Origin of the sequence: Belliella calami (assembly GCF_022549695.1) — a bacterium.
In the GTDB taxonomy this organism is placed as follows: domain Bacteria; phylum Bacteroidota; class Bacteroidia; order Cytophagales; family Cyclobacteriaceae; genus Belliella; species Belliella calami.
Window position 1 is genome coordinate 23585 of record NZ_JAKZGS010000025.1, and the last position, 22098, is coordinate 45682.

A 22098-nucleotide genomic window follows, 5' to 3' on the forward strand; every position below is an offset into this window, starting at 1 on the left:
ACTTAAAGAATTATGAGTATCCGCAATGCTGCACGTAGGGTAAGAAGTAGCTTTGTAAGTTGCGGATACTCGTCATCAGACAACAGTTTACAGTCAACAGAACCACAAATCGTTCATCCAACAATCTATTGTTTGGCTACGTGCAAGAAAGCGGATACACATATAAAGAATTATCCACAATGACACCTGTAGGTGAATATATCACTAAAAATTATGCGCATAATCGTCAAAAGTCTACATTCATCCAGCCAGTTATAGCTGATTGAAATGAACTTCAAATTATATTACAAATGGCTACTGGAGTAAAAGCGGATATTCATGATAACTTAAATCAATCAGCCAAACAGATCTGAACTTAGATAGCGATCACCTCTGTCACAAGTAATACAAACTATTACACCTTCACTCAATTCAGAAGCTAATTTCATTGCAGCACACAATGCACCTCCACTACTCATTCCAGCAAGTATCCCTTCCTCCTTGGCCATTCTTCTTGTCATAATTGTCGCATCCTTTTCGCTCACATCGATAATCCTATCCACACGTTTTGGGTCAAAGATTTTCGGTAAAAATTCAGGAGACCACCTTCTGATCCCAGGAATACTTGAGCCATAAGTTGGCTGGGTTCCTATGATCTGAATGGCATTATTTTTTTCTTTCAGGTATTTGGACACTCCCATAATCGTCCCTGTAGTTCCCATAGCAGAAACAAAATGGGTTATCTTACCCTTCGTGTCATTCCAAATCTCTGGACCCGTGCTCTTGTAATGTGAAAGGTAATTATCCTTGTTGGCAAATTGGTTCAGCATAAAATAACCATCTTCGTCTGCCATTTTCTCTGCCAATTGCCTTGAATATTCTATCGTTTTCTCTGCTGGTGTGAGAATTACTTTTGCTCCGTAAGCTTCCATGGACAGGACACGCTCTTTGGTGGAATTATCTGGCATTACTAAAGTCATCTGGACACCCAGACTATTTGCCACCATGGCAAGTGCTATTCCAGTATTGCCGCTGGTAGCCTCTACCAATCGATCGCCCTTTTTGATATCTCCCCTTTCCAAAGCAGATTGGATCATATTGAAAGCAGCTCTGTCTTTTACACTTCCTCCAGGGTTTTGTCCTTCCAATTTGCAAAAAATCTGGACTTTTGGGTTTGTCGGAATAGTGTTTAGCTCTACTAATGGCGTATTTCCTATCAATTCAAATAATTTCATCTGAGCTATTCTGAGTCATTTCTAAAAACATACACGTCTGTCACTTCACTATCTGCATTGTACATTTTTGCTTGATAATATATCTTGCTATTTGCTGGAACCGATTTGGTCAGCCATACATTTCCGCCGATAATGGAATTTTCTCCAATGACAGTGTTACCTCCTAAAATGGTGGCTCCTGCATAAATAACCACATTGTTCTCAATTGTCGGGTGACGCTTGGTATCTGCATCTTCCTTGTGAACACTCAGTGCTCCCAATGTAACACCTTGATATAATTTGACATAATTGCCAATCACTGTAGTCTCTCCCACAACCAAACCTGTACCATGATCAATACAGAAATGATGCCCAATACTTGCGCCAGGATGCATATCAATACCTGTCCTGCTATGCGCAAACTCCGTGATGATCCTTGGAATCATTTTGATACCCAATAAATACATCTCATGAGAAATTCTATAGGCAGCAATTGCATAAAACCCTGGATAACATCTTAAAATTTCAGCTCGTGATTTGGATGCAGGATCACCAGAAAACATTGCATCAACATCTTGATGAATCAAATCATATACCTCAGAAAGATTTTCAAAAAACTTTGCACTCAATAATTCTCCATCCCCGTGGTGCAAATGTTTATTTTTCACCAAAATTTCAGAAAATTGTTTTTTCAAAGCTCCAAAGCTCTGCTCAATTTCTGCTTTGTCCTTGATTATATTCAATGCATGCTCTGGGAATAACAAACCTAATAAGGATTCAAAAAAGGTCTGTATTAACTTTGGAGAAGGACATTCAGGGCAATCTTGGTGTGATTTGTAAACTTTGTCTATTAATTTTTTCATGCTGGTCGGAGTGATATCAAATCAAAATACAAAACCCACACGGATTACATAAGGTTCATTGTAAGGTGACCTTAAATTATCATGTAGAAGATTGTATAAGAATGTAAAGTTAGCACCTCCCCTATTGCCAAAAGGCGTAAAATATCCTGCACCAACAAAAAATGAAGGAACCCACTCCCTTCTGTATTCGGCTGTATTTCTATTGAACAAATCAAAATTCAACATTTCATATTCTGTATGAGCAAATATATTTGGGAAGACATTGTATCTCAAAAATGTTCGTCCACCATATAGATTTCTATTTCCAGTTGAATTTCCAAAAAATCTACGATCATCAAAATACTGATAGGTGGCTCCAAGACCTCCAGAAAACTTGTCGGTTATCATCACTCCCACCAAAGGTGAAACATCGACAAATGTGATCGTCCCAAATTGCATTGCAAGATTACCTCCAAAATATAATCTTTCACTTAATGGTGGCTTACTTTCCGGATCTATTTCCCTTTGTGCTTGAGCACCGAAACTAAAACAAAATAGAAATACGGCAATTAAGAATAAACTAAAATCTTTATTTGTCTTGGATAATAACATAGAGGTCTTCTGTTTTCTTTTTCATCAAGTACCTTTCACGGGCAAACTTCTCCAGAAGTTCATTATTACTCATCAATTCCTGCCTATCTTGCTTTATTTTTTCCTTTCTATCTAGAAGATATTCCTTTTGATTTTCCAATTCCTTCACTTTGGAATTTAGTTTAAACTGCGAAAAAATATCATTTGAATCGATGAAAATCATCCATAACACAAACAATGTTGTGAATACAAAATAAAAATTCTTAGTGTATTTTAGGTATTTTCTCATTTTATGAAAAGCAAATATTTAACAAATATAGAAAATTATGATTATCCGCAATTACACCAGAAGGTAAATAAAACAATTGGACCAAGCGGATAATTGTCGACGGATGACAGTCGACAGCAGCTGAATTCAAAGTTTGTACCTAATTAAATATGGGTACTGGTGTGAAAGCGGATATTCATATAGAAAATTCAACAACATAGATAAAGTACGAATCTATAATAAATCAGGTCTGCATCAACTATGTCTCGTCTTAGAGTTTCCTGACGCTTATTTACTGTTCCACACACTGCGCTCAAAATCACCTTACAAACCTCCACTCTGAACCATCTCCATGCAATTCGTAACCAGCTTCGCTGAATGTCTTCAATTGCTCCGGGTCATTGATTCTATTTTTGATGATAAAATCAGTCATAAGCCCTCGGGCTTGCTTGGCAAAAATTCCGACTATTTGATATTTGCCATTTTTGTATTCCTGAAAAACAGGTGATACAACTTGGGACTTCAACTCATCTTGAGCTACAGCCTTGAAGTATTCCTGAGAAGCCAAATTGACAATAGGCTCACCTGAAGCGGCCGAATTGATAGCTTTTACGATCCTATTACTCCAAAATTCATAGAGGTTTTTACCCTTCTTATTCTCCAATTTGATTCCCATTTCCAACCTATATGGTTGAATCAGATCCAACGGTTTCAATAAGCCATACAACCCTGATAAAATCCTGAGGTGATTTTGCGCAAACTCAAAATCATCTTTTGAATAATTATCTACATCGATTTTGGTATAAACATCCCCTTTGAATGCCAACAGCGCCTGCTTTGCATTGTCTGGGTCAAACGATTTTTTGAATTCTTTGTATCTCTTTTCGTTTAAAGATGCAATATTTTCGCTTACCCCCATCAGTTTTCTTATCTCGTCAGTACTTTTCTTTTTCATGATAGATACCAATTCAAAGGTTTCTTTTTGAAAATCCGGGGTTGTAAAAACTTCAACATCCGTACTCGTTAAGTCTAATGTTTTTGCAGGAGAAATTAATGTAATCATATATAATTAAGCTAATCAATAACCAAGATTGCTTCTCTCAGTGTTTTCGTGATATTTTGATTGTTACTTCTAAACTGCACAACCACCGGATATGTTCCAATGGGTACAATCTTTCCATTTACAGTACCATCCCATGGACAATAACCATTAGTTGTATCACTTGGCAAGTTATTTTCTTCACAATAGAAAATCAATTCCCCCCAACGATTGTAAATAAACACGGCCAATTCATCAATAAACTCATTGGTATATACTACAAATTGTTTTTCAGGATTACTTGGATTCATAGCATTTGGAAATCTTACAGCAATATTACAATCTTCAATTACTTCAAATTCTACCTCTTCCTCACAACCCAAATCATCAAAAACCAACAATCTATAGTTACCTGCTTCAGTAGGGGTAAATGTTGCTTCTGTTGATATTGGCAATTCCTCCCCTTCTTTGTACCATTCATAATTATCATATTGCCCTGGATCAATTTCAATCAAAACATTCTCTGAAGCACAAATTGAATAGGATGGAAGTAATTCAGGCGCTACCAAGTCAGACTTTCTTATAGAAACCTGTTCTCTTCCAACTACACACCCAAAAGCATTTCTTATCTCAACCTCGTACAGACCATCTTCTTCTGCAATGAACACACTTGAATCTTCAAAATCTGGATCAGGAACCCTATTCCCACCTATTATTTCAAACCATTCAATGCCAAATCCATCAAAATCTCCACTCAAAGTAATAATTGTAAATTCGCTCTCTTCGCAAAAAGGATTAACTACCAAATCAAAATCCAATTCATCATCAAATTCTTCCGCAGTAAATGCTATTGGAGGAGTTGGACAATTTGAACCAACTCTTGGCTGTACATCAAGTGTATAATCCCCTGCTTCTCTAGGTCTGAAAGTCTGGCTTCTGCCTACGACTTCACCAGCATCATTTCTCCAGAAAAAGAAAACATCTTCTGGGACAGTGCCTGTCAAGATTGCATTATAAGAAATCCCCTCTACGCAATCTACCTGCACATCAGAAACCTCAAATTGAATTGCATCATTGACCGTCAAATTGATTCTTCTTTCTCTAGGACAAAAATCAGGATCTTGCCCTTCCCCATAGACGATATACTCACCAGATTCAATCAACAAATAAATTCCATCTATATCTGGAATCACTAGATTTCCATTAGGGTCCGTGATGGTGAAAACTAGATTTTGCTGAGTCAAAATGTCCAACTCAAAGCTTTCACATGCCACCACATTTGAAGGGACTGAAAAATCAACCAAGAATCTCCTTTCGATAGTCACTTCCCCTACAGGTATCGCACAGCCTGTCGCATCATCGTCCACTTGCACTTCATAATCTCCAAATCTAAGATCCTGGATAAGCGTAACTTGCCCATCTAAGTTCCCGGTAATTTCTTCTCCATCTCCTTGGCGCGTAATGGTGTAGGAATATGTCCCCGTAGGTGGTGCACTGAGTTCGATAGAGATAGTACCCGGTAAAATTTCATTGATTCCACAGGATTCATCTGTGCTATCCAAGCTCACACCGACAAGTTCTGCTGGTGGATCTAAATTTAAAATTGTGGCAGTGCGTGTAAATTCACATCCAAAAGCAGTCTGAGCTCTTATCGTATAATTCCCTGGTGCTAAATCAGCAAATTCAAAAACTTCTCCAGCTGGAACATTGGCAAACAACTCACCCGTTTCCATAATTTCCAATTCCGATAGATCAATCAGTATTTCAATCTCAAAAATACCGTCATCCGAATCACAATCCGTAGCAGGTGTTTCATCTCTAATCTCAAAATTTGGTAATGGAAAAACTTCTAGCTGAAGTACTTTTTCAACCAAACACCCAGGGACGATTGGGTCTTCTGTTACAAAAATAATCTGATAAAGACCTGGACTAGGCAAGTTCAAAGCAGGTGTGATTTCAAGTTCAAATGCTTCTCCTACTGAAAACGGAATCCTGTCAGGAGAACCGTCAAGTTGATAAAACCATTCTCCCGACACAGGGGTATCTGGAGCAAAAACAACCAAAGTCTCATCATAACAAACTTCTTCTGCAGTCTGAGTCAAATCAAATTCAAAAGCTGGCCCTACAAAAACAGACCTTGTTGATGGACATGCATCAAAAAACTCTTCATCACCAGTTTCCCTGAAAGAGACCGTTACGGTATAAATACTTTCCTCTTCTACAGTAATTTCATTGGAATTTTCATCCCCAAACTGAATTCCAGCTGCATTTCTCCATTCGAAATCATACAACCCATCAGCAGGATCATATCCATCAATGGCAGTCAATGTAATCGGGGAACCACTACAAAGCGTAATATCATCTGCAAGGGTAATCGCTGGAGGAGCTACCACTAGCACCTCAATGCTATTGTTTTCATTGTAGTATTCAGGATCGCCACACCTGTCAACCCTTAAAGTCACTGTGTGCAAACCTTCTCTTTGGAAAAAATAAGTCAAAGTTTGATTCTCTTCCCCTGGTCCACCCAGTTCAGACTCAATCACTTCGCCATCCTCATGCACAATCGTCCAGAAGTAACTATCAATATCTGGTTCACCTGCACCTTCAAACAAACCTTCGGCTCCATTTTCTGGATCAATACACAACCTCTCAGGGCCACTGATGGCAGGTTCGGGAATACTACTGCCAGACTGCTGCACAAATGATGGAAGTCCTAAATTCGAAGATGTGCCAGGCAGGAGCTGAAACCCTTCGGTTGTACCCGTACTAGGCTCACAAAGTCCTCCAGGTTGAATCGTACCTAAGAAATTCTGTCCAGGTCTTGCTACATAAATATCTCCCATTGGCCCCATTTGGATAGCTCCTATTGGGCCATTGATCCCAAGATCATTTCTTGTATCTAAAATACACTCTGCTCTTTGGGCGCTTGTTGTAGCTGTTTCGAAACACGCCCCACAACTCAAATCATCGTCCTCATCTTGTGAACTCGGACTTTGAATGATAAACTCTTCTACTTTCCCACCATTACCCGTATAGGTGACAAACATTCTGTCTCCTTCATCGGAAAACTCCACCCCATACACATCATCTCCATTACAATCCAAATCTACGATAGCATATTCCGTGAGTGCTCCAGTACTTTGGTCAAAATCAAAAATCTCTACACTGCTACATGCCCCATCCTGTATAGTCACAGCTACTTTTGTACCATCAGGGCTAAACTTCATGCTTCCTACCCCAGTGTCAAATCCGTGATTAGAACCAACAGAAGAAAAAACAGGTGGGCCAATCCCCAAAGAGCCTACTGGATACGCCCTAAAGGTATTATTTCCCAATTCATGAAAAAGCACCCAAGTAGTATCCCCTGCTGCGATGGCCGCTGAATGTTGTGTAGCTGGACTGAATAAGAAATTATCACTGGTCACTACATTCCCAACACCTGTAGGATTTTCAGCCTTGATATCGACTAGGGAAAACTTCACTTGACTGTTGCCGTCAGCAGCTGTAGATGTAGTAAATAAGTAAAAGATTGTCTCATCCTGAGGAATGGCAACCGCCAAAACTCCCTCCGAGGCTTGGTTACTCCCCCCGATATCTTCGCCATTTTCCATGACATCTCCATTCAAATCCCAAACTGTAGATCCATCTGTGTAAAATAAAACTTGACCAGTTTCATCAGAGATAGTAGTTGTGCCTGCGGGAATATTATTTGGATGTGTAACCGCTCTTGGCAAAGGCCCATCTGGATCATCTGGATCTGGATTGAAGTCCATCCCTGCTTGATCTCCAAAATACCATACTTGATTGCTCTGGTCATCTAAGTCCCACATTCGGATCCTTATGCTTGCATAAGCATAACATGAAGAACCTTCTTCTCTAACCAAAGCCCAGTACAACCCTGGCTCACACACTTCATTTGGTGCCTCTGGCCCCCATCCTTCATCACGCTTGTTAGACCAGAAGTATTCATAATTTCCTCCGCCTCCTTGGCCTGGACCACCTACACCACCTCCACCTGGCCCTCCAGAGCCTTGTCCTCCTCCTTGATCCCCTCCTCCTTGTTGTGCCTCAAGAAGTGGCATCAAATCAATACAGCTAGGTGCACAAAGTGTGGTGTCTTGAGGAGTGAAGTTCGCCTCTAAGTCATTCTCAAGTAGATTAATCGTTTTGGTAACATCCCTGGTCGTACCATCAGCAAAAGTAACCGTAAGTGTTGCTGTTACGCTTTCTCCAGAAGTAGCCTCTTCAGGAAGCAACAAATGCTCTTGATTAAAGTCCATTTCCAATGGCTCGCCATCCTCATCAGTTAACGCTGGTTCAAAAGTCCATTCAAAACTAACTGGCCTATAGTTCTCCGGAGTTATTGAGCTTGTCAATTGAAGAGGATTATTGCTACAAGGTTCTTCGGGTTGCCAAGAAAAATCCACTTCAGCTTCAACATCTGCATTGGGTGCAAACTGCGGAAACACCCTTCCGCAGAAATCCACTCCACCAAAAGGATCTTCGTTGATTTCTAGATCTTCAATTTCTTCCTCGTCAGGATTATCCACTCTTCCTACAAACTGTGGTCCCCCATCTACTTCTTCATAGATATAGTAAAGTCTCCCATCAGGACCTACTTTAATATCATAAAGCGCAAAAACATCATTTTCCAAAGGTATCAACTCAGGCTCGGCATCTAGGTCTGAAGATGGAACCCTCAGCAATTCATCACCTCTAGAAAAATAAATGTATTGTCCATCAGGACTGAATGCTGCTCCTTCAACGACATCATCTCCACCTGATTGGGAAATCGCAGTAATAGCGCCAAAACTTCCCGTAGCGGTATCATAATCTATCAAAATCAGATCTTCATTTGGGTTTTCGGGAATCAGTAGCAGCTGACCTGTGGCTTCATTAAAGATGATGGCTTTGGGGGTAAAAGGAATATTTAAATCATCTATTTGAGTGAAATCACCTTGCGTATCTTCAATTCTTCTTGAAATTAAATTTCCACCAGAAAAATTAATCAAATAAGATGGGGATTGGGCTGATTTTACTACAGCGATTGCACCTGTAGCTGGGCCGATATTTTGATTAAATTCAATAACAGCCCCTAAAGGAGGTTGATTTCCAGTAGCGGCCCCCATTGCGTTCATATCTACTACTGCATATTGTAGTTGTCCAGTTGGAGAAACATAAAAAGAATAAAACAATTTATCTCCGTCAGGCTCGTAACTCAAGGGGCTGATTGCAACTTGCTGTCTTTCATCAATATTTCCGTTGACTCCATTAGCAGCACCTTGCATCTGTTGATTGTCATTATTATAAATCAAGACTCCATTGGTATAAAAAATAACATTTCCAGAAATCGGATCTACTGCAACAGCATTGTTGTTTTCTCCAACAACTATCGTCCCTGGCAACGACCTAATAACTGGTTCCCCTCCCCTTCCAAATGAAATATAGTTATTTTCCTCACTTGCACCACAATAGCCAAAAATCCACTCGTTGTTATTTACCCCCTGGGAAAAACTTTTATTTATAATTAAAATGAAAGTCAACACACAAAAAAGTGCGAAAATTGAAATAAACTTGATAGATTTAGAGGGGCTTTTCATATTTTACATTCTGCCAGTAAAACAACGCTAAGTCATTAACGTTTACCAACTACATTGAATATCTTAAATAAACGAACAAAAACTTGATTAGGTCTTATCTACACCTTCTTTTTTTTACGATAATATTAATTTCTATTACGGAAACCGCATTGGCGCAAGATCCGCAATATAGTCAATATTATGCTGCTCCCTTATATTTAAATCCTGCATTTACTGGTGCAGAACAAGCTACACGGATTGGGGCCAATTATAGGAATCAATGGCCGGGAATGAATGCTCAATTCACTACATTTTCTGCATACATAGATACTTATCTGGATGACTATAATAGTGGCGTAGGCTTCCTTGTGATGAATGATGTAGAAGGCGCCGCAGAGTTGAGATCTACTACTATCTCAGCGCTTTATTCTTATGAGCTTAGGATTGGTCAAGGTGCATATTTTAGACCTGGTTTTCAAGCCAGCTATATTAGAAGAGATATAGGATTTTTTGAAAATCTAGTGTTTGCAAATCAAATAGATCCGACAAACCCTTTTGGCCCAACACTTCCTGGGGACGAAATTCCAGGTCTTGGTGAGCCTGTCAATTTACTTTCGTTATCGTTTGGAGGATTGTTTTTTACCGAAAAATTTTGGTTAGGAGCATCTACGCACCACGTCAATCAACCTAACCAATCATTTATAGATGATGGACAGAGCAGTGCTCTTCCTATGAAATTGTCCATCCATTCTGGTTACAAAATCTCTTTGGGTTCAGGTGGATATAGAAATGATTTCACACACATGTTCAAGGAGCGATATTTTGTACCTACAGTCAATTACAAAAGGCAAGGGCCATTTGAGCAATTGGATGTTGGAGCATATTTGTATATGGAGCCACTTATAGTTGGCCTATGGTATCGAGGTCTTCCTTACAAACCTGTAGAGCAGCAAAGTAACCGAGACGCCATTGTCATGATGGTGGGAGTCAACCTGCTATCTGGATTGAATATGGGATATAGTTTCGATTACACGGTTTCAAACCTTGGGATTCAGTCGGGTGGTGCACATGAAGTAAGCATTTCTTATGTTTTCCCAAGTCAAAACCAAGGAAAACCAAAACGAAGAGATACTGTCCTTCCATGTCCGAAATTCTAAAGAATTTATTTTTTCTTCTTAAATAAAGAGTCCACAAATTCCTTCCGGTTGAAAACTTGAAGGTCAGTCATCTTTTCACCCACTCCAATGTATTTTACTGGAATCTTGAATTGATCAGAAATACCGATGACTACGCCACCTTTGGCAGTCCCATCCAATTTGGTAATGGCAAGTGCATTGATATCGGTAGCTTTGGTGAATTCTTTGGCTTGCATAAAAGCATTTTGACCAGTGGAACCATCTAAAACCAGAAGGATTTCATGCGGTGCGTCTTCAATAAATTTCTGCATGACTCTTTTGATTTTAGTCAATTCATTCATCAAATTCACCTTGGTATGGAGTCTTCCTGCTGTATCTACGATTACTACGTCCGCATTCATTTCAACTGCTTTTTTGACAGTGTCGAAGGCTACAGATGCTGGGTCAGTATTCATTCCATGGGAAATTACAGGAACATCGACTCTTTTGCCCCAAAGGATCAATTGGTCCACAGCAGCAGCCCTAAAAGTATCCGCAGCGCCTAACACTACTGATTTACCGGCTAGTTTGAACTGATGTGCCAGCTTACCGATGGTTGTGGTTTTTCCTACACCATTCACCCCAACGACCATGATGACATAAGGTTTTTTGTCCGCCGGAAGGTCAAAATCGGCCAAATCTACACTTTGATTTTCTTCAAGTAATCCTACAACTTCCTCTCTGAGAATCACATCGAGCTCTGCAGTATTTACATATTTATCTTTTGAGACGCGTTCTTCAATCCTTCTGATAATCTTGATAGTGGTATCTACCCCAACATCAGAGGTGATCAGAATCTCTTCCAATTCATCAAGTATTTCCTCATCGACTTTTGATTTGCCGACTACAGCCTTACTCAGTTTTGAAAAAATATTTTCACTTGATTTCTGAAGTCCTTGGTCTAGACTTTCTTTTTTCTCCTTGGAGAAGAATCCGAAAATTCCCATAGTATTTACAATTTGAGCCCGAATATAATAAAAAAGTCCCTCTAGAGTCTTACTCCGAGGGACTTTATATTTGCAAACCAGTGCAAATGATAATTATTTGTTCAATGTTTCCTGAACCATAGTGGTTGGAACCATCTCTTCTCTGAAGGTGTAAGCACCAGTTTTTTCAGACTTAACAGCCTTGATAACTTTAGCGTAAGTTACACCACCTTCTTTCTTTAGGGTTGCTACTACTTTCTTAGCCATTTCTTTGAGGTTTTATATATTGTCTATTGACAACAGTCCTTGATTATTTAATTTCTTTATGAACCGTCACTTTTTTCAAGATAGGGTTGAATTTTTTCAATTCCAATCTCTCAGTAGTATTCTTACGGTTTTTTGTTGTGATGTATCTTGAAGTACCTGGAACACCAGAAGCTTTGTGCTCTGTACATTCCATAATCACTTGTACTCTGTTACCTTTCTTAGCCATCGCTCTGATTCTTTATAAAGAGTAAATCTTATTATTTAATGATAATGTAACCTTCGTTTTGAGCTTTTTTCAAAACAGAACTGATACCATTCTTGTTGATGGTTCTCAAAGCCTTTGAACAAACTTTCAATGTGATCCAAGCATCTTCTTCAGGCACATAAAAAGATTTCTTATGTAAGTTTGGAAGGAATTTACGCTTGGTCTTGTTGTTCGCATGCGATACATTGTTACCTACTTGAGGCCTCTTACCGGTGATGTCACAAACTTTTGCCATGATATATGATCGTAATATTTAAGACGTTTTTATAATTGAGTCTGCAAATATCGGAGTTTTTGCTGAATTACCAAAATCAAGATTCAAAATAATTCCGTAAAGTTTTAAAAATGTGGATGATTAGGGGAAAAAGACAAAAGATTCAAGACTTAAGACACAAGAAGCATAATTCTTGGCAAGGAATAAACTATTGGTTGATTAGGTTGCTAAGGGATTAGGATGCTAGTAGTATGAAATAATACTATTTAGTAATAAAGAGTAGAAGCAAAATAAAGCTCTTCCCATGGCACTTCATAAAATTACTTGACACTTTTTTTATAATTACGTCCACGTTCTAGCGGCAAGTCATTTCGACTAGAGGAGCCTGCCCCGTAGAATTACGGGGAGAAATCTCGTACTAATTTCACACACCAACTTCAATTTTCACTTTCCTGTTTCAAAGTCGGGACGAGACCTCTCTCCCGAATGCTTTCGGGATCGAGGTGACTTTGTTCTTGATTCTTGTCTCTCGACTTATTTCTTGCTTCTTTCTTCTTTGTTTCTCGCCTCTCGCTTCTTGTCTCTCGTTTCTATTCTAACCCCACAGAAACAGAACTTTAGCTGCTAAAATAGCTTTTTAAGATCTCCCTCCCTCTTCCTTATATGGGCAATGTTTGCAGCCATTTCCACAGCAGTGTCCTCTTCTTAGATGATATTGAGCTGTAAAAACCATCATTCCGTTAGAATTCAAATAATAATCGCCAGGGATCAACTTCATTGGTTCTGCTCGTTTCTTTTTTGAATTCATTCTTTATCCTCTGACGCATTTACTATATTTGTAGATTACGCTTAGGCAATCACACAGCATTAATTATAGCTGTAAAATTACAAATTTTATGATAGAAACAATAAACTCAAGTAAACAAGCAATCGAACTGGAAGATAAATATGGTGCTCATAATTACCATCCACTGCCTGTTGTATTGGCAAAAGGTCAAGGTGTATTTCTTTGGGATGTTGAGGGAAAGAAATACTTCGATTTCCTATCTGCGTATTCAGCCGTAAACCAAGGACACTGCCATCCGAGAATCAAAGAAGCATTGATCGAACAGGCCGGCACGTTGACCTTGACTTCTCGTGCTTTTTTTAATGATGTACTTGGCCCTTTTGAGAAATACATAACCGAATACTTTGGGTTTGACAAGGTTCTTCCAATGAATACTGGTGCTGAAGGTGTTGAGACTGCATTGAAGATTGCCAGAAAATGGGGTTACGAGAAAAAAGGCGTCGATGAAAATGAAGCGGTGATCGTCGTTGCAGAAAATAACTTTCATGGGCGAACAACTACCATCATCTCTTTTTCAAATGATCAAAATGCAAGAAAGAATTTTGGGCCATACACGGCCGGTTTCGTGAAAATTCCATACGATGATATTCCTGCTTTGGAAAAAGCATTGGAAGACAAAAATGTAGTGGCATTTCTTGTGGAACCGATCCAAGGCGAAGCTGGGGTTTATACACCTGCCGAAGATTTTATCAGAAAAGCATCCGACGCTTGCAGGTCGAAAAATGTACTTTTCATCGCTGACGAAATCCAAACTGGTATCGCACGGACAGGTTCCCTTCTAGCTGTATGTGGAAACTGCACCTGTGAGGCACATTGCGAAAAGCAGTCTAGTTATACTCAACCTGACATGTTGATCTTGGGCAAAGCTATATCAGGTGGATTCTACCCTGTATCGGCAGTACTTGCAAATAATGACATCATGAATGTCATCAAGCCAGGGCAACATGGCTCAACTTTCGGTGGAAATCCACTTGGAGCAAAAGTAGCAATCGCTGCATTGGAAGTGGTTAGAGACGAAAAGCTTGCTGTCAATGCCAGAAAACTTGGAAAGATCTTCCGCGAGAGAATGCAGGTTTTGGTTGATAAATATGGTATTTTGAAATTAGTAAGAGGAAAAGGTTTGCTAAATGCTGTAGTCGTCAATGATTCCGAAGACAGTTCTACTGCTTGGGATATGTGTGTAGCACTGAAAGACAATGGGCTCTTGGCTAAGCCTACCCATGGAAATATCATTCGCTTCGCACCACCTTTGGTGATGACAGAAGCGCAACTTCACGAATGTTGTGATATTATAGAAAAAGTGGTGAAGGAGTTTGATAAATGAAATATGACTTCATCGAAATAGAGTAGATGTACAATAGATATGATGTTGAAGTAAGATCGAAATATCGTAGTGATAATTTGAAAAGGGATGTTTATGGAATTTAAATCCTTAGCATTCCTTTTTTTCTTAACGGATCAATCCTATATTTTGAAGGTTTTTGAAGGCTTGGATTTGCCCTTTCACATCGCTATCGAAAAAACTTTGGAGAACAAAAGGCCATTCAGGTTGTGAATAAAGCTTCTGCAAGGCATGTGCATCTTTTATATAAAGCATGGTTGGGTTTGAGATGAATTCCGCCAACCCTTCGAATGTTTTTGGGTTGATCATTAGATTTTGACTGGAACAGACGATCATCATCTTTCCTGAAAACTGTGTCAGCAAATCATAATGCATACCCACGAACCTGAATGGCTGCCGATCAAAAGCATCCCAAACTTCCATGCTGTTATTCTTCATCCATTGGATTACACTCGGAATTGTCTTGGATTCGTCATGCTCATAGAGGTAATTTCGAGTATGCTCAAAAAGACGGACTTTTACGGCTATGCGCTGAAATTTTTCTCCATTCACCTCCGGTAATAAGAAATCCCAGGAATTGAATTGGTAAATTCTATCTACAAGTTCATTCTTTTTTCGCTTTCCTCCATAAAAAGACTCTTCCAACCCCATATACCATGCAAACTTTATCCATTTTTCATCTATGAATTCTTGTGAAGCTTCACCATTCGTGATTTCAAAGGGTCGGAAATTCATATTCTTCTGCAAATCAAAAAGAAGGGGATTGATAGCTAACATTTTACTTACTTGATCCGGAAAAATACTGAGGTAATGAAGCGCTATACCTGAAGCACTGGCATATGCAAGAAGATGGATTTTTTCACTTCCCAGAACCCCATTTCTAAACAACTCTAAATCTTTGGCTTGCTGATCTAGATTTAACCACTTGTAGGCATTGGACCAGTTCGCTTGCCCTGTATAGTTCACAAGCCGACTAATCTCTTCAGAATACGACCTCCCCAGAAAATATACAATGTTGAATTTATCCGAAAAGTCGAGCTGCTGATAGTAATTTGCAAAACACCCATCCAAAGCATCCGACAAAACCACCACAGTCTCTTTATCAGGATCAAATCCTTCTTCAAATACAAAGTCTACTTTGATTTTTACACCGTTGGCATCGTTGTGGTCTATGGGCACTAAAACATAATCGACTTCTCCTCCAATAGTTGCTTGGAATGTCAAAAAAAGAGTAAGTAATAAGCCAACTGTTTTCATAGCGTATAATTACAGCTAACATAAGCACAATTCTTGTTATATGGTTTAATCTAAAGTTAATTCTAGTTAAGCGTACTAATGAAGGATCAAAAACTGAAAAATTCAAAAACGCAAACAATTAAAATGAAACTGTTTCCTCAACATCCTGTGGCATTTCGGTTGTAAGCTTTACCTTTGCACCAAATTAAAACCAAACCTACTACCCCATGCAAAAAGCAATAATTTTCGATATGGACGGAGTGATCTGCCATACCAACCCTTTTCATTCTATGGCATTTAAATCATTTTTTGCCAAAAGAGATATGCAGCCTACAGAAGAGGAATTTGCCGAGCACATGTATGGCAAAAGCAATTCATATATCATGAGCCATTTTTTTGGAAGAAAAATAGAAGGTGAAGAACTGTTGCAGCTGGAAGACGAAAAGGAGAGCCTGTTTAGGGAAATTTATGCCGAGAAAATCGATCCAATAGCTGGATACTTGGAATTCCTAGATAGCATCAAAGCAAAAAACATCCCAACTGGAGTAGCTACTTCCGCTCCTTTGGCAAACTTAGAATTGATAGCCAAGAAACTATCACTTCTAAATAAAATGGAATCTGTCTTGGCCAGTGAAAATGTCAGCAAACATAAGCCTGATCCTGAAGTTTATCTTAAATCTGCCGATAACCTAAATGTATCTCCCAAGAATTGCATCGTCTTCGAAGATTCCTTCTCTGGTGTAACAGCTGCTTTGAATGCTGGAATGAAGGTAGTCGGCGTACTCTCTTCACATACCAAAGATGAACTGCCTCCATGTGATTTATATATCAACGATTATGTGAACCTAAAGCTAGATACAGTTTTAGATTTATTCTGATATTCTGGTGTTATGTTAGTTTAGGATTTACATATGAGTCAGTTGAACTGCGATTCCCAAAAACAATCACCTTGGCAGAATTTTCAACGTTAAGCGTTAAGTAGCTTGTTCTTTCAATCCGTACGATTAAGACAACTGCAGTTCTTAACTAAGACCAAGGGCTTATACATTAGATTACAATTTTTGAGTACTAATTCTTCAAGGGTTTAGAACCCTTGAAGAATTTCTTTTTAAAATTTTTGGGTCTCACTTAGTTTCCAGTAAGCTATCATAACTGAATTTACCTGATCTGATGTGCAAACAAACAACTATCAACTGATCCCTTAAAACCATTATTCACTTAACAATTTTTTGCCATTAATTTAACATTTGAGTTTCCTTAACATTTTGGTAACAATTAAAAAGAGGTCTAAGAAAGCATTTCTAATTGTTTTTCAAGCTTTTGTATCCAAAGAAACTCCTTATATAACATGCAACCCGAAATTCACATAACAAATTATTAATTTCTCCATCATCATAAAGAAATATTGGCTCACCACCTTTGTGACGCTGTACAATACTTCTTATTATTAAAACCCATTTCTGGTTATGCGAATCAAAATCGCTATGGCTATCATCTTAGGATTGATGGTCTTCTCCAAGGATGTTTTTGCAAGGGACATTCCAAGAGACTCAACCGCAACTGAGGAGGTTCAACAAACTTTGAAAAAAAGCTGGTTTGAGTCTATTCAATTGCGAGGCTATGCCCAATTGCGGTACAACCGTTTATTAGAAACCAATCCTGACTTATCTTGTGATCAGTGTGATAAATCTTGGGGAGATAATGGAGGTTTCTTTTTCCGTAGGATCAGACTTGTCTTTTATGGACAAATTCACGAAAGAATTTATTTCTACATCCAACCAGATTTTGCCTCGGGTGGAAACAATTTCGCCCAGATTAGGGATGCTTATTTTGATTTAGGTCTTGACAGAAAACAGGAGTTTAGACTAAGAATTGGGCAAAGCAAAGTTCCATTTGGTTTTGAAAACCTTCAATCCAGTCAAAACAGAACTCCACTTGACCGAAATGATGGACTCAATTCTGCAGTTGCTAATGAACGTGACATTGGGGTAATGTTTTACTATGCGCCTTCAGTAATCAGAAAAAGGTTTAGCTATTTGGTATCGTCAGGACTCAAAGGATCTGGAGATTACGGAGTGTTTGGCTTGGGACTATACAATGGTCAAACTGCAAATCAACCTGACAAAAACAACTCGCTACATGTCGTATCAAGATTGACTTATCCTTTTGAATTGCCATCAGGACAAATCATAGAAACATCCTTTCAAGGCTATTCAGGAAAGTTTGTGATCAATAGAAACCCACTGACTGACTTCGATCAAACGGAATTCAGGGAATACAGGTATGGCCCAAGTTTCATCCTATATCCTCAACCTTTTGGAATCCAGGCTGAATTCAACTGGGGAAGAGGCCCAGAATATGATCCTGAAACAAACACTGTCAATGATGCACCATTGGAAGGCGGATATGTATTGGCGTCCTATTTTCTTCAAAAAGGAAAAGATATTTTTATTCCATTTACAAGATATCATTACTATAAAGGAGGAAAAAAGCACGAGCTTGATGCCACCAAACACAGAGTCAAAGAATTGGAAATCGGAGTAGAATGGCAGCCACACAAAAACTTCGAACTTGTGGCTATGTACACGATATCAGACAGGACGTTTGAAGATTCATTGAATCCCGACAACAGACAAAAAGGTTCATTGCTAAGACTACAAGCCCAAATCAATTTCTAAATAGATTTGGGCTTGCCGCAGGGAACACAAGGGTACGTAAAGTTTTAACACTCCATACTTCATCCAAAAAAACCTTTGAGGAACTTTGCGACCTTCGCGGCAAACCCATCCTAGAAAAAAAACTTACCGCAGGGAACACAAGGTTGCGTAAAGTTTTAACACTCCCGTCTTCATCCAAAAAAATCTTTGAGGAACTTTGCGACCTTCGCGGCAAACCCATCCTAGAAAAAAAACTTACCGCAGGAAACTCAAGGGTACGCATAGTTTTAACTCTCCATACTTCATCTAAAAAAAACCTTTGCGGAACTTTGCGACCTTCGCGGCAAACCCATCCTAGAAAAAAAACTTGCCGCAGGAAACTCAAGGTTACGTAAAGTTTTAACTCTCCCGTCTTCATCCAAAAAAAACCTTTGAGGAACTTTGCAACCTTCGCGGCAAACCCATCCTAGAAAAAAAACTTACCGCAGGGAACACAAGGTTACGTAAAGTTTCAACACTCCATACTTCATCCAAAAAAACCTTTGCGGAACTTTGCGACCTTCGCGGCAAACCCATCCTAGAAAAAAAACTTGCCGCAGGGAACACAAGGTTACGCAAAGTTTTAACACTCCATACTTCATCTAAAAAAACCTTTGCGGAACTTTGCGACCTTCGCGGCAAACCCATCCTAGAAAAAAAACTTGCCGCAGGAAACTCAAGGGTACGCAAAGTTTTAACACTCCATACTTCATCCAAAAAAACCTTTGCGAAACTTTGCGACCTTCGCGGCAAACCCATCCTAGAAAAAAAACTTGCCGAAGGAAACTCAAGGGTACGCAAAGTTTTAACACTCCATACTTCATTTAAAAAAACCTTTGAGGAACTTTGCGACCTTCGCGGCAAACCCATCCTAGAAAAAAAACTTGCCGCAGGGAACTCAAGGGTATGCAAAGTTTTAACACTCCATACTTCATCTAAAAAAACCTTTGAGGAACTTTGCGACCTTCGCGGCAAACCCATCCTAGAAAAAAACACTTGCCGCAGGGAACACAAGGTTACGCAAAGTTTTAACACTCCATACTTCATCTAAAAAAACCTTTGAGGAACTTTGCGACCTTCGCGGCAAACCCATCCTAGAAAAAACACTTAACTCAGGAAACACAAGGTTACGCAAAGTTTTAACACTCCATACTTCATCTAAAAAAAACCTTTGAGGAACTTTGCGACCTTCGCGGCAAACCCATCCTAGAAAAAAAACTTACCGTAGGAAACTCAAGGGTACGCAAAGTTTTAACACTCCATACTTCATCCAAAAAAACCTTTGCGGAACTTTGCGACCTTCGCGGCAAACCCATCCTAGAAAAAAAAACTTGCCGCAGGGAACACAAGGTTACGCAAAGTTTTAACTCTCCATACTTCATCTAAAAAAAACCTTTGAGGAACTTTGTAACCTTCGCGGCAAACCCATCCTAGAAAAAAAACTTGCCGCAGGGAACACAAGGTTACGCAAAGTTTTAACACTCCATACTTCATCCAAAAAAACCTTTGCGGAACTTTGCGACCTTCGCGGCAAACCCATCCTAGAAAAAAAACTTACCGCAGGAAACTCAAGGGTATGCAAAGTTTTAACACTCCATACTTCATCTAAAAAAACCTTTGCGGAACTTTGCGACCTTCGCGGCAAACCCATCCTAGAAAAAACACTTGCCGCAGGAAACTCAAGGTTACGCAAAGATTTAACACTCCATACTTCATCCAAAAAAACCTTTGCGAACCTTTGCGACCTTCGCGGCAAACCCATCCTAGAAAAAAAACTTGCCGCAGGAAACTCAAGGGTATGCAAAGTTTTAACACTCCATACTTCATCTAAAAAAACCTTTGAGGAACTTTGCGACCTTCGCGGCAAACCCATCCCAAAACATAATTAGCGTTAAGCTTTTTTTATTTTTGCACAAAAGAATATATATTTAGTCACAACTAAACAAATATTCAAATGAAAGCACTTGCAGGTTTTGTATTATCCTTATTTATTTTTCTTTATTCCAATACTGAAAAAGCATCCACCAACTTCAAAGAGGAATTTAACAAAACCTTGGGAAAAAGTTCTGGAATCCCCGAATTGGCACAGGGCGAAGTAGTTGTTATTAACCTTTGGGCGACTTGGTGTGGCCCTTGTATTAAAGAAATCCCAGAGATGAATGAAATCGCTACTGAATATAAAGACAAAAATGTAAGATTTATCGCTTTTTCAGATGAGACAGAAAATGTATATGAAACTTTCCTGAAAAAAAGGGAAAACTTCCAATTTGAATACGAGTTGAGTTTTGGTAATAAAGCTGCGACTACGATACTAAAAGCCTTGGATAAAAGTGAATACAAAGGACGAGCGATTCCATTACACGTATTGATTGACAAAAATGGAGAAGTTGCAGACGTTTTTATAGGTGCTTCACCAATGAATATCGAAAAAATCAAAAGCTTTTTGGAAGCGAATGCTTCTGCGGAATAATGTTAACTTTGCATCAAAATTCACTTGATATGCAAAGAAGACCAAGAAGAAACAGGAAGTCCCAAGCCATCAGAAATATGGTGGAAGAAACAAGACTTTCTGTCAAAGACTTTATTTTCCCAATGTTTTTGATCGATGGGATCAACCAAAAGATTGAAGTAGCCTCCATGCCGGGGATATATCGATATTCTTTGGATTTGATGCTGAAAGAAATCGAGGAATGTGTCAATCTTGGCATCATGGCATTTGATATTTTCCCTGCATATCCTGAGAGCAAAAAAGACCGATTTGCCACAGAAAGCCATAATTCAGAAACTTTTTACCTCAAAGCAATTCATAAAATCAAGAGCACATTCCCGGAAATCGTGGTGATGACGGATGTTGCAATGGATCCTTATAGCTCTGACGGCCATGATGGATTGGTGGAAAATGGAAAAATCCTCAATGATGAAACTTTGGAAATTTTGGGAAAAATGTCTTTGGCTCAAGCCCAAGCTGGAGCAGATATTCTAGGCCCTTCAGACATGATGGATGGGCGAGTTGGTTTCATCAGAAATGTCTTGGATAAAAATGGTTACACTGATGTTTCCATCATGTCATATACGGCCAAATATGCGTCTGCATTTTATGGACCATTCCGTGATGCATTGGATTCAGCACCGAAATCTGGAGACAAGAAAACCTATCAGATGGATGCTGCCAATTACTATGAAGCTTTGATAGAAGCTGACTTAGATACCGAAGAAGGTGCAGATTTTCTAATGGTAAAACCTGCTTTGGCTTATTTGGATGTAATTCGACTTTTGAAAGACAATTCCAATTTGCCAATAGCAGCTTATAATGTGAGCGGTGAATATGCCATGATCAAAGCTTCAGCAGAAAAGGGCTGGCTAGACGGCGAACGCGCCATGCTGGAATCTCTCCTTAGCATTAAGCGTGCTGGAGCCAATGTCATTTTGAGTTACTTTGCAAAGGAGTTTGCTTTGCTAGAAAAAGATTAGAAGATTGAAAGATTGGAAGATTGAGTCCACTCCGAAAAGTATTTAAGCTAAAATTACTTGAAAAAGAATGGTTAAAATCCTTGATTTTCTTTCTGTTACATGCTGGTTTATTATATTATAAATAGCTATATTACAGATAGTTAAAGT

At 39.0% G+C, this 22098-nt stretch carries 18 protein-coding genes; 6 read left to right on the top strand and 12 right to left on the bottom strand.

Going from position 1 to position 22098, the window contains the following annotated elements:
• Positions 1–335 precede the first annotated feature (335 nt).
• From cysM to MM236_RS18635, 6 genes are all read right to left on the bottom strand, one after another.
• Complete coding sequence (gene cysM, locus MM236_RS18610) at positions 336–1214, bottom strand: cysteine synthase CysM (RefSeq protein ID WP_241276506.1); 879 nt, start codon at positions 1212–1214, stop codon at positions 336–338.
• 5 nt (positions 1215–1219) lie between these two features.
• Positions 1220–2056, bottom strand: a complete 837-nt coding sequence (locus MM236_RS18615) for a serine O-acetyltransferase (protein WP_241276507.1) — start codon at positions 2054–2056, stop codon at positions 1220–1222.
• Positions 2057–2077: 21 nt separating this feature from the next.
• Positions 2078–2647, bottom strand: coding sequence for a hypothetical protein (locus MM236_RS18620; protein WP_241276508.1), 570 nt, complete (start codon positions 2645–2647; stop codon positions 2078–2080).
• Positions 2625–2915, bottom strand: a complete 291-nt coding sequence (locus tag MM236_RS18625) for an FtsB family cell division protein (RefSeq protein ID WP_241276509.1) — start codon at positions 2913–2915, stop codon at positions 2625–2627. Before MM236_RS18625 ends, MM236_RS18620 begins: the two co-directional genes overlap by 23 nt.
• 298 nt (positions 2916–3213) lie before the next feature.
• Positions 3214–3957, bottom strand: coding sequence for a peroxide stress protein YaaA (gene yaaA / locus MM236_RS18630; RefSeq protein ID WP_241276510.1), 744 nt, complete (start codon positions 3955–3957; stop codon positions 3214–3216).
• 11 nt (positions 3958–3968) lie between these two features.
• Entirely contained in the window at positions 3969–9533 is a 5565-nt protein-coding gene (locus MM236_RS18635) for a T9SS type B sorting domain-containing protein (protein WP_241276511.1), read from the bottom strand.
• A gap of 83 nt (positions 9534–9616) precedes the next feature.
• Between MM236_RS18635 and MM236_RS18640 the strand changes: the two genes are divergently transcribed.
• The gene (locus MM236_RS18640) at positions 9617–10669 is read left to right on the top strand and encodes a PorP/SprF family type IX secretion system membrane protein (protein WP_241276512.1); all 1053 of its coding nucleotides are present in this window, start codon (positions 9617–9619) and stop codon (positions 10667–10669) included.
• Between the two features lie 5 nt (positions 10670–10674).
• Here MM236_RS18640 and ftsY read toward each other — a convergent pair whose 3' ends face one another.
• The 5 genes from ftsY to MM236_RS18665 form a co-directional block, all read right to left on the bottom strand.
• Positions 10675–11634, bottom strand: coding sequence for a signal recognition particle-docking protein FtsY (ftsY, locus tag MM236_RS18645; RefSeq protein WP_241276513.1), 960 nt, complete (start codon positions 11632–11634; stop codon positions 10675–10677).
• A gap of 93 nt (positions 11635–11727) precedes the next feature.
• Positions 11728–11880, bottom strand: coding sequence for a DUF4295 domain-containing protein (locus MM236_RS18650; protein WP_241276514.1), 153 nt, complete (start codon positions 11878–11880; stop codon positions 11728–11730).
• A gap of 43 nt (positions 11881–11923) precedes the next feature.
• The gene (gene rpmG / locus MM236_RS18655) at positions 11924–12106 is read right to left on the bottom strand and encodes a 50S ribosomal protein L33 (protein ID WP_014770901.1); all 183 of its coding nucleotides are present in this window, start codon (positions 12104–12106) and stop codon (positions 11924–11926) included.
• Between the two features lie 31 nt (positions 12107–12137).
• Positions 12138–12380: a 50S ribosomal protein L28 gene (gene rpmB, locus MM236_RS18660; protein WP_241276515.1), complete on the bottom strand. Its 243-nt coding sequence runs from the start codon at positions 12378–12380 to the stop codon at positions 12138–12140.
• Positions 12381–12996: 616 nt separating this feature from the next.
• Complete coding sequence (locus tag MM236_RS18665; RefSeq protein ID WP_241276516.1) at positions 12997–13167, bottom strand: C1orf53 family protein; 171 nt, start codon at positions 13165–13167, stop codon at positions 12997–12999.
• An 88-nt stretch (positions 13168–13255) separates the two neighbouring features.
• On the opposite strand from MM236_RS18665, the gene rocD reads away from it, so the two are divergent.
• Complete coding sequence (gene rocD / locus MM236_RS18670; RefSeq protein WP_241276517.1) at positions 13256–14530, top strand: ornithine--oxo-acid transaminase; 1275 nt, start codon at positions 13256–13258, stop codon at positions 14528–14530.
• A gap of 126 nt (positions 14531–14656) precedes the next feature.
• On the opposite strand, the gene MM236_RS18675 is transcribed toward rocD, so the two are convergent.
• Entirely contained in the window at positions 14657–15805 is a 1149-nt protein-coding gene (locus MM236_RS18675; RefSeq protein ID WP_241276518.1) for a hypothetical protein, read from the bottom strand.
• Positions 15806–16011: 206 nt separating this feature from the next.
• On the opposite strand from MM236_RS18675, the gene MM236_RS18680 reads away from it, so the two are divergent.
• The 4 genes from MM236_RS18680 to hemB all read left to right on the top strand — a co-directional run bounded on the left by MM236_RS18680 (position 16012) and on the right by hemB (position 21951).
• Entirely contained in the window at positions 16012–16662 is a 651-nt protein-coding gene (locus MM236_RS18680) for an HAD family hydrolase (protein ID WP_241276519.1), read from the top strand.
• A gap of 588 nt (positions 16663–17250) precedes the next feature.
• Complete coding sequence (locus tag MM236_RS18685; RefSeq protein WP_241276520.1) at positions 17251–18462, top strand: porin; 1212 nt, start codon at positions 17251–17253, stop codon at positions 18460–18462.
• 1972 nt (positions 18463–20434) lie between these two features.
• The gene (locus MM236_RS18690) at positions 20435–20950 is read left to right on the top strand and encodes a TlpA family protein disulfide reductase (RefSeq protein ID WP_241276521.1); all 516 of its coding nucleotides are present in this window, start codon (positions 20435–20437) and stop codon (positions 20948–20950) included.
• Between the two features lie 29 nt (positions 20951–20979).
• Positions 20980–21951 carry a porphobilinogen synthase gene (hemB, locus tag MM236_RS18695; RefSeq protein ID WP_241276522.1) on the top strand — a complete coding sequence of 324 codons (972 nt, stop codon included), beginning with the start codon at positions 20980–20982 and terminating at the stop codon, positions 21949–21951.
• Positions 21952–22098: the final 147 nt, after the last annotated feature.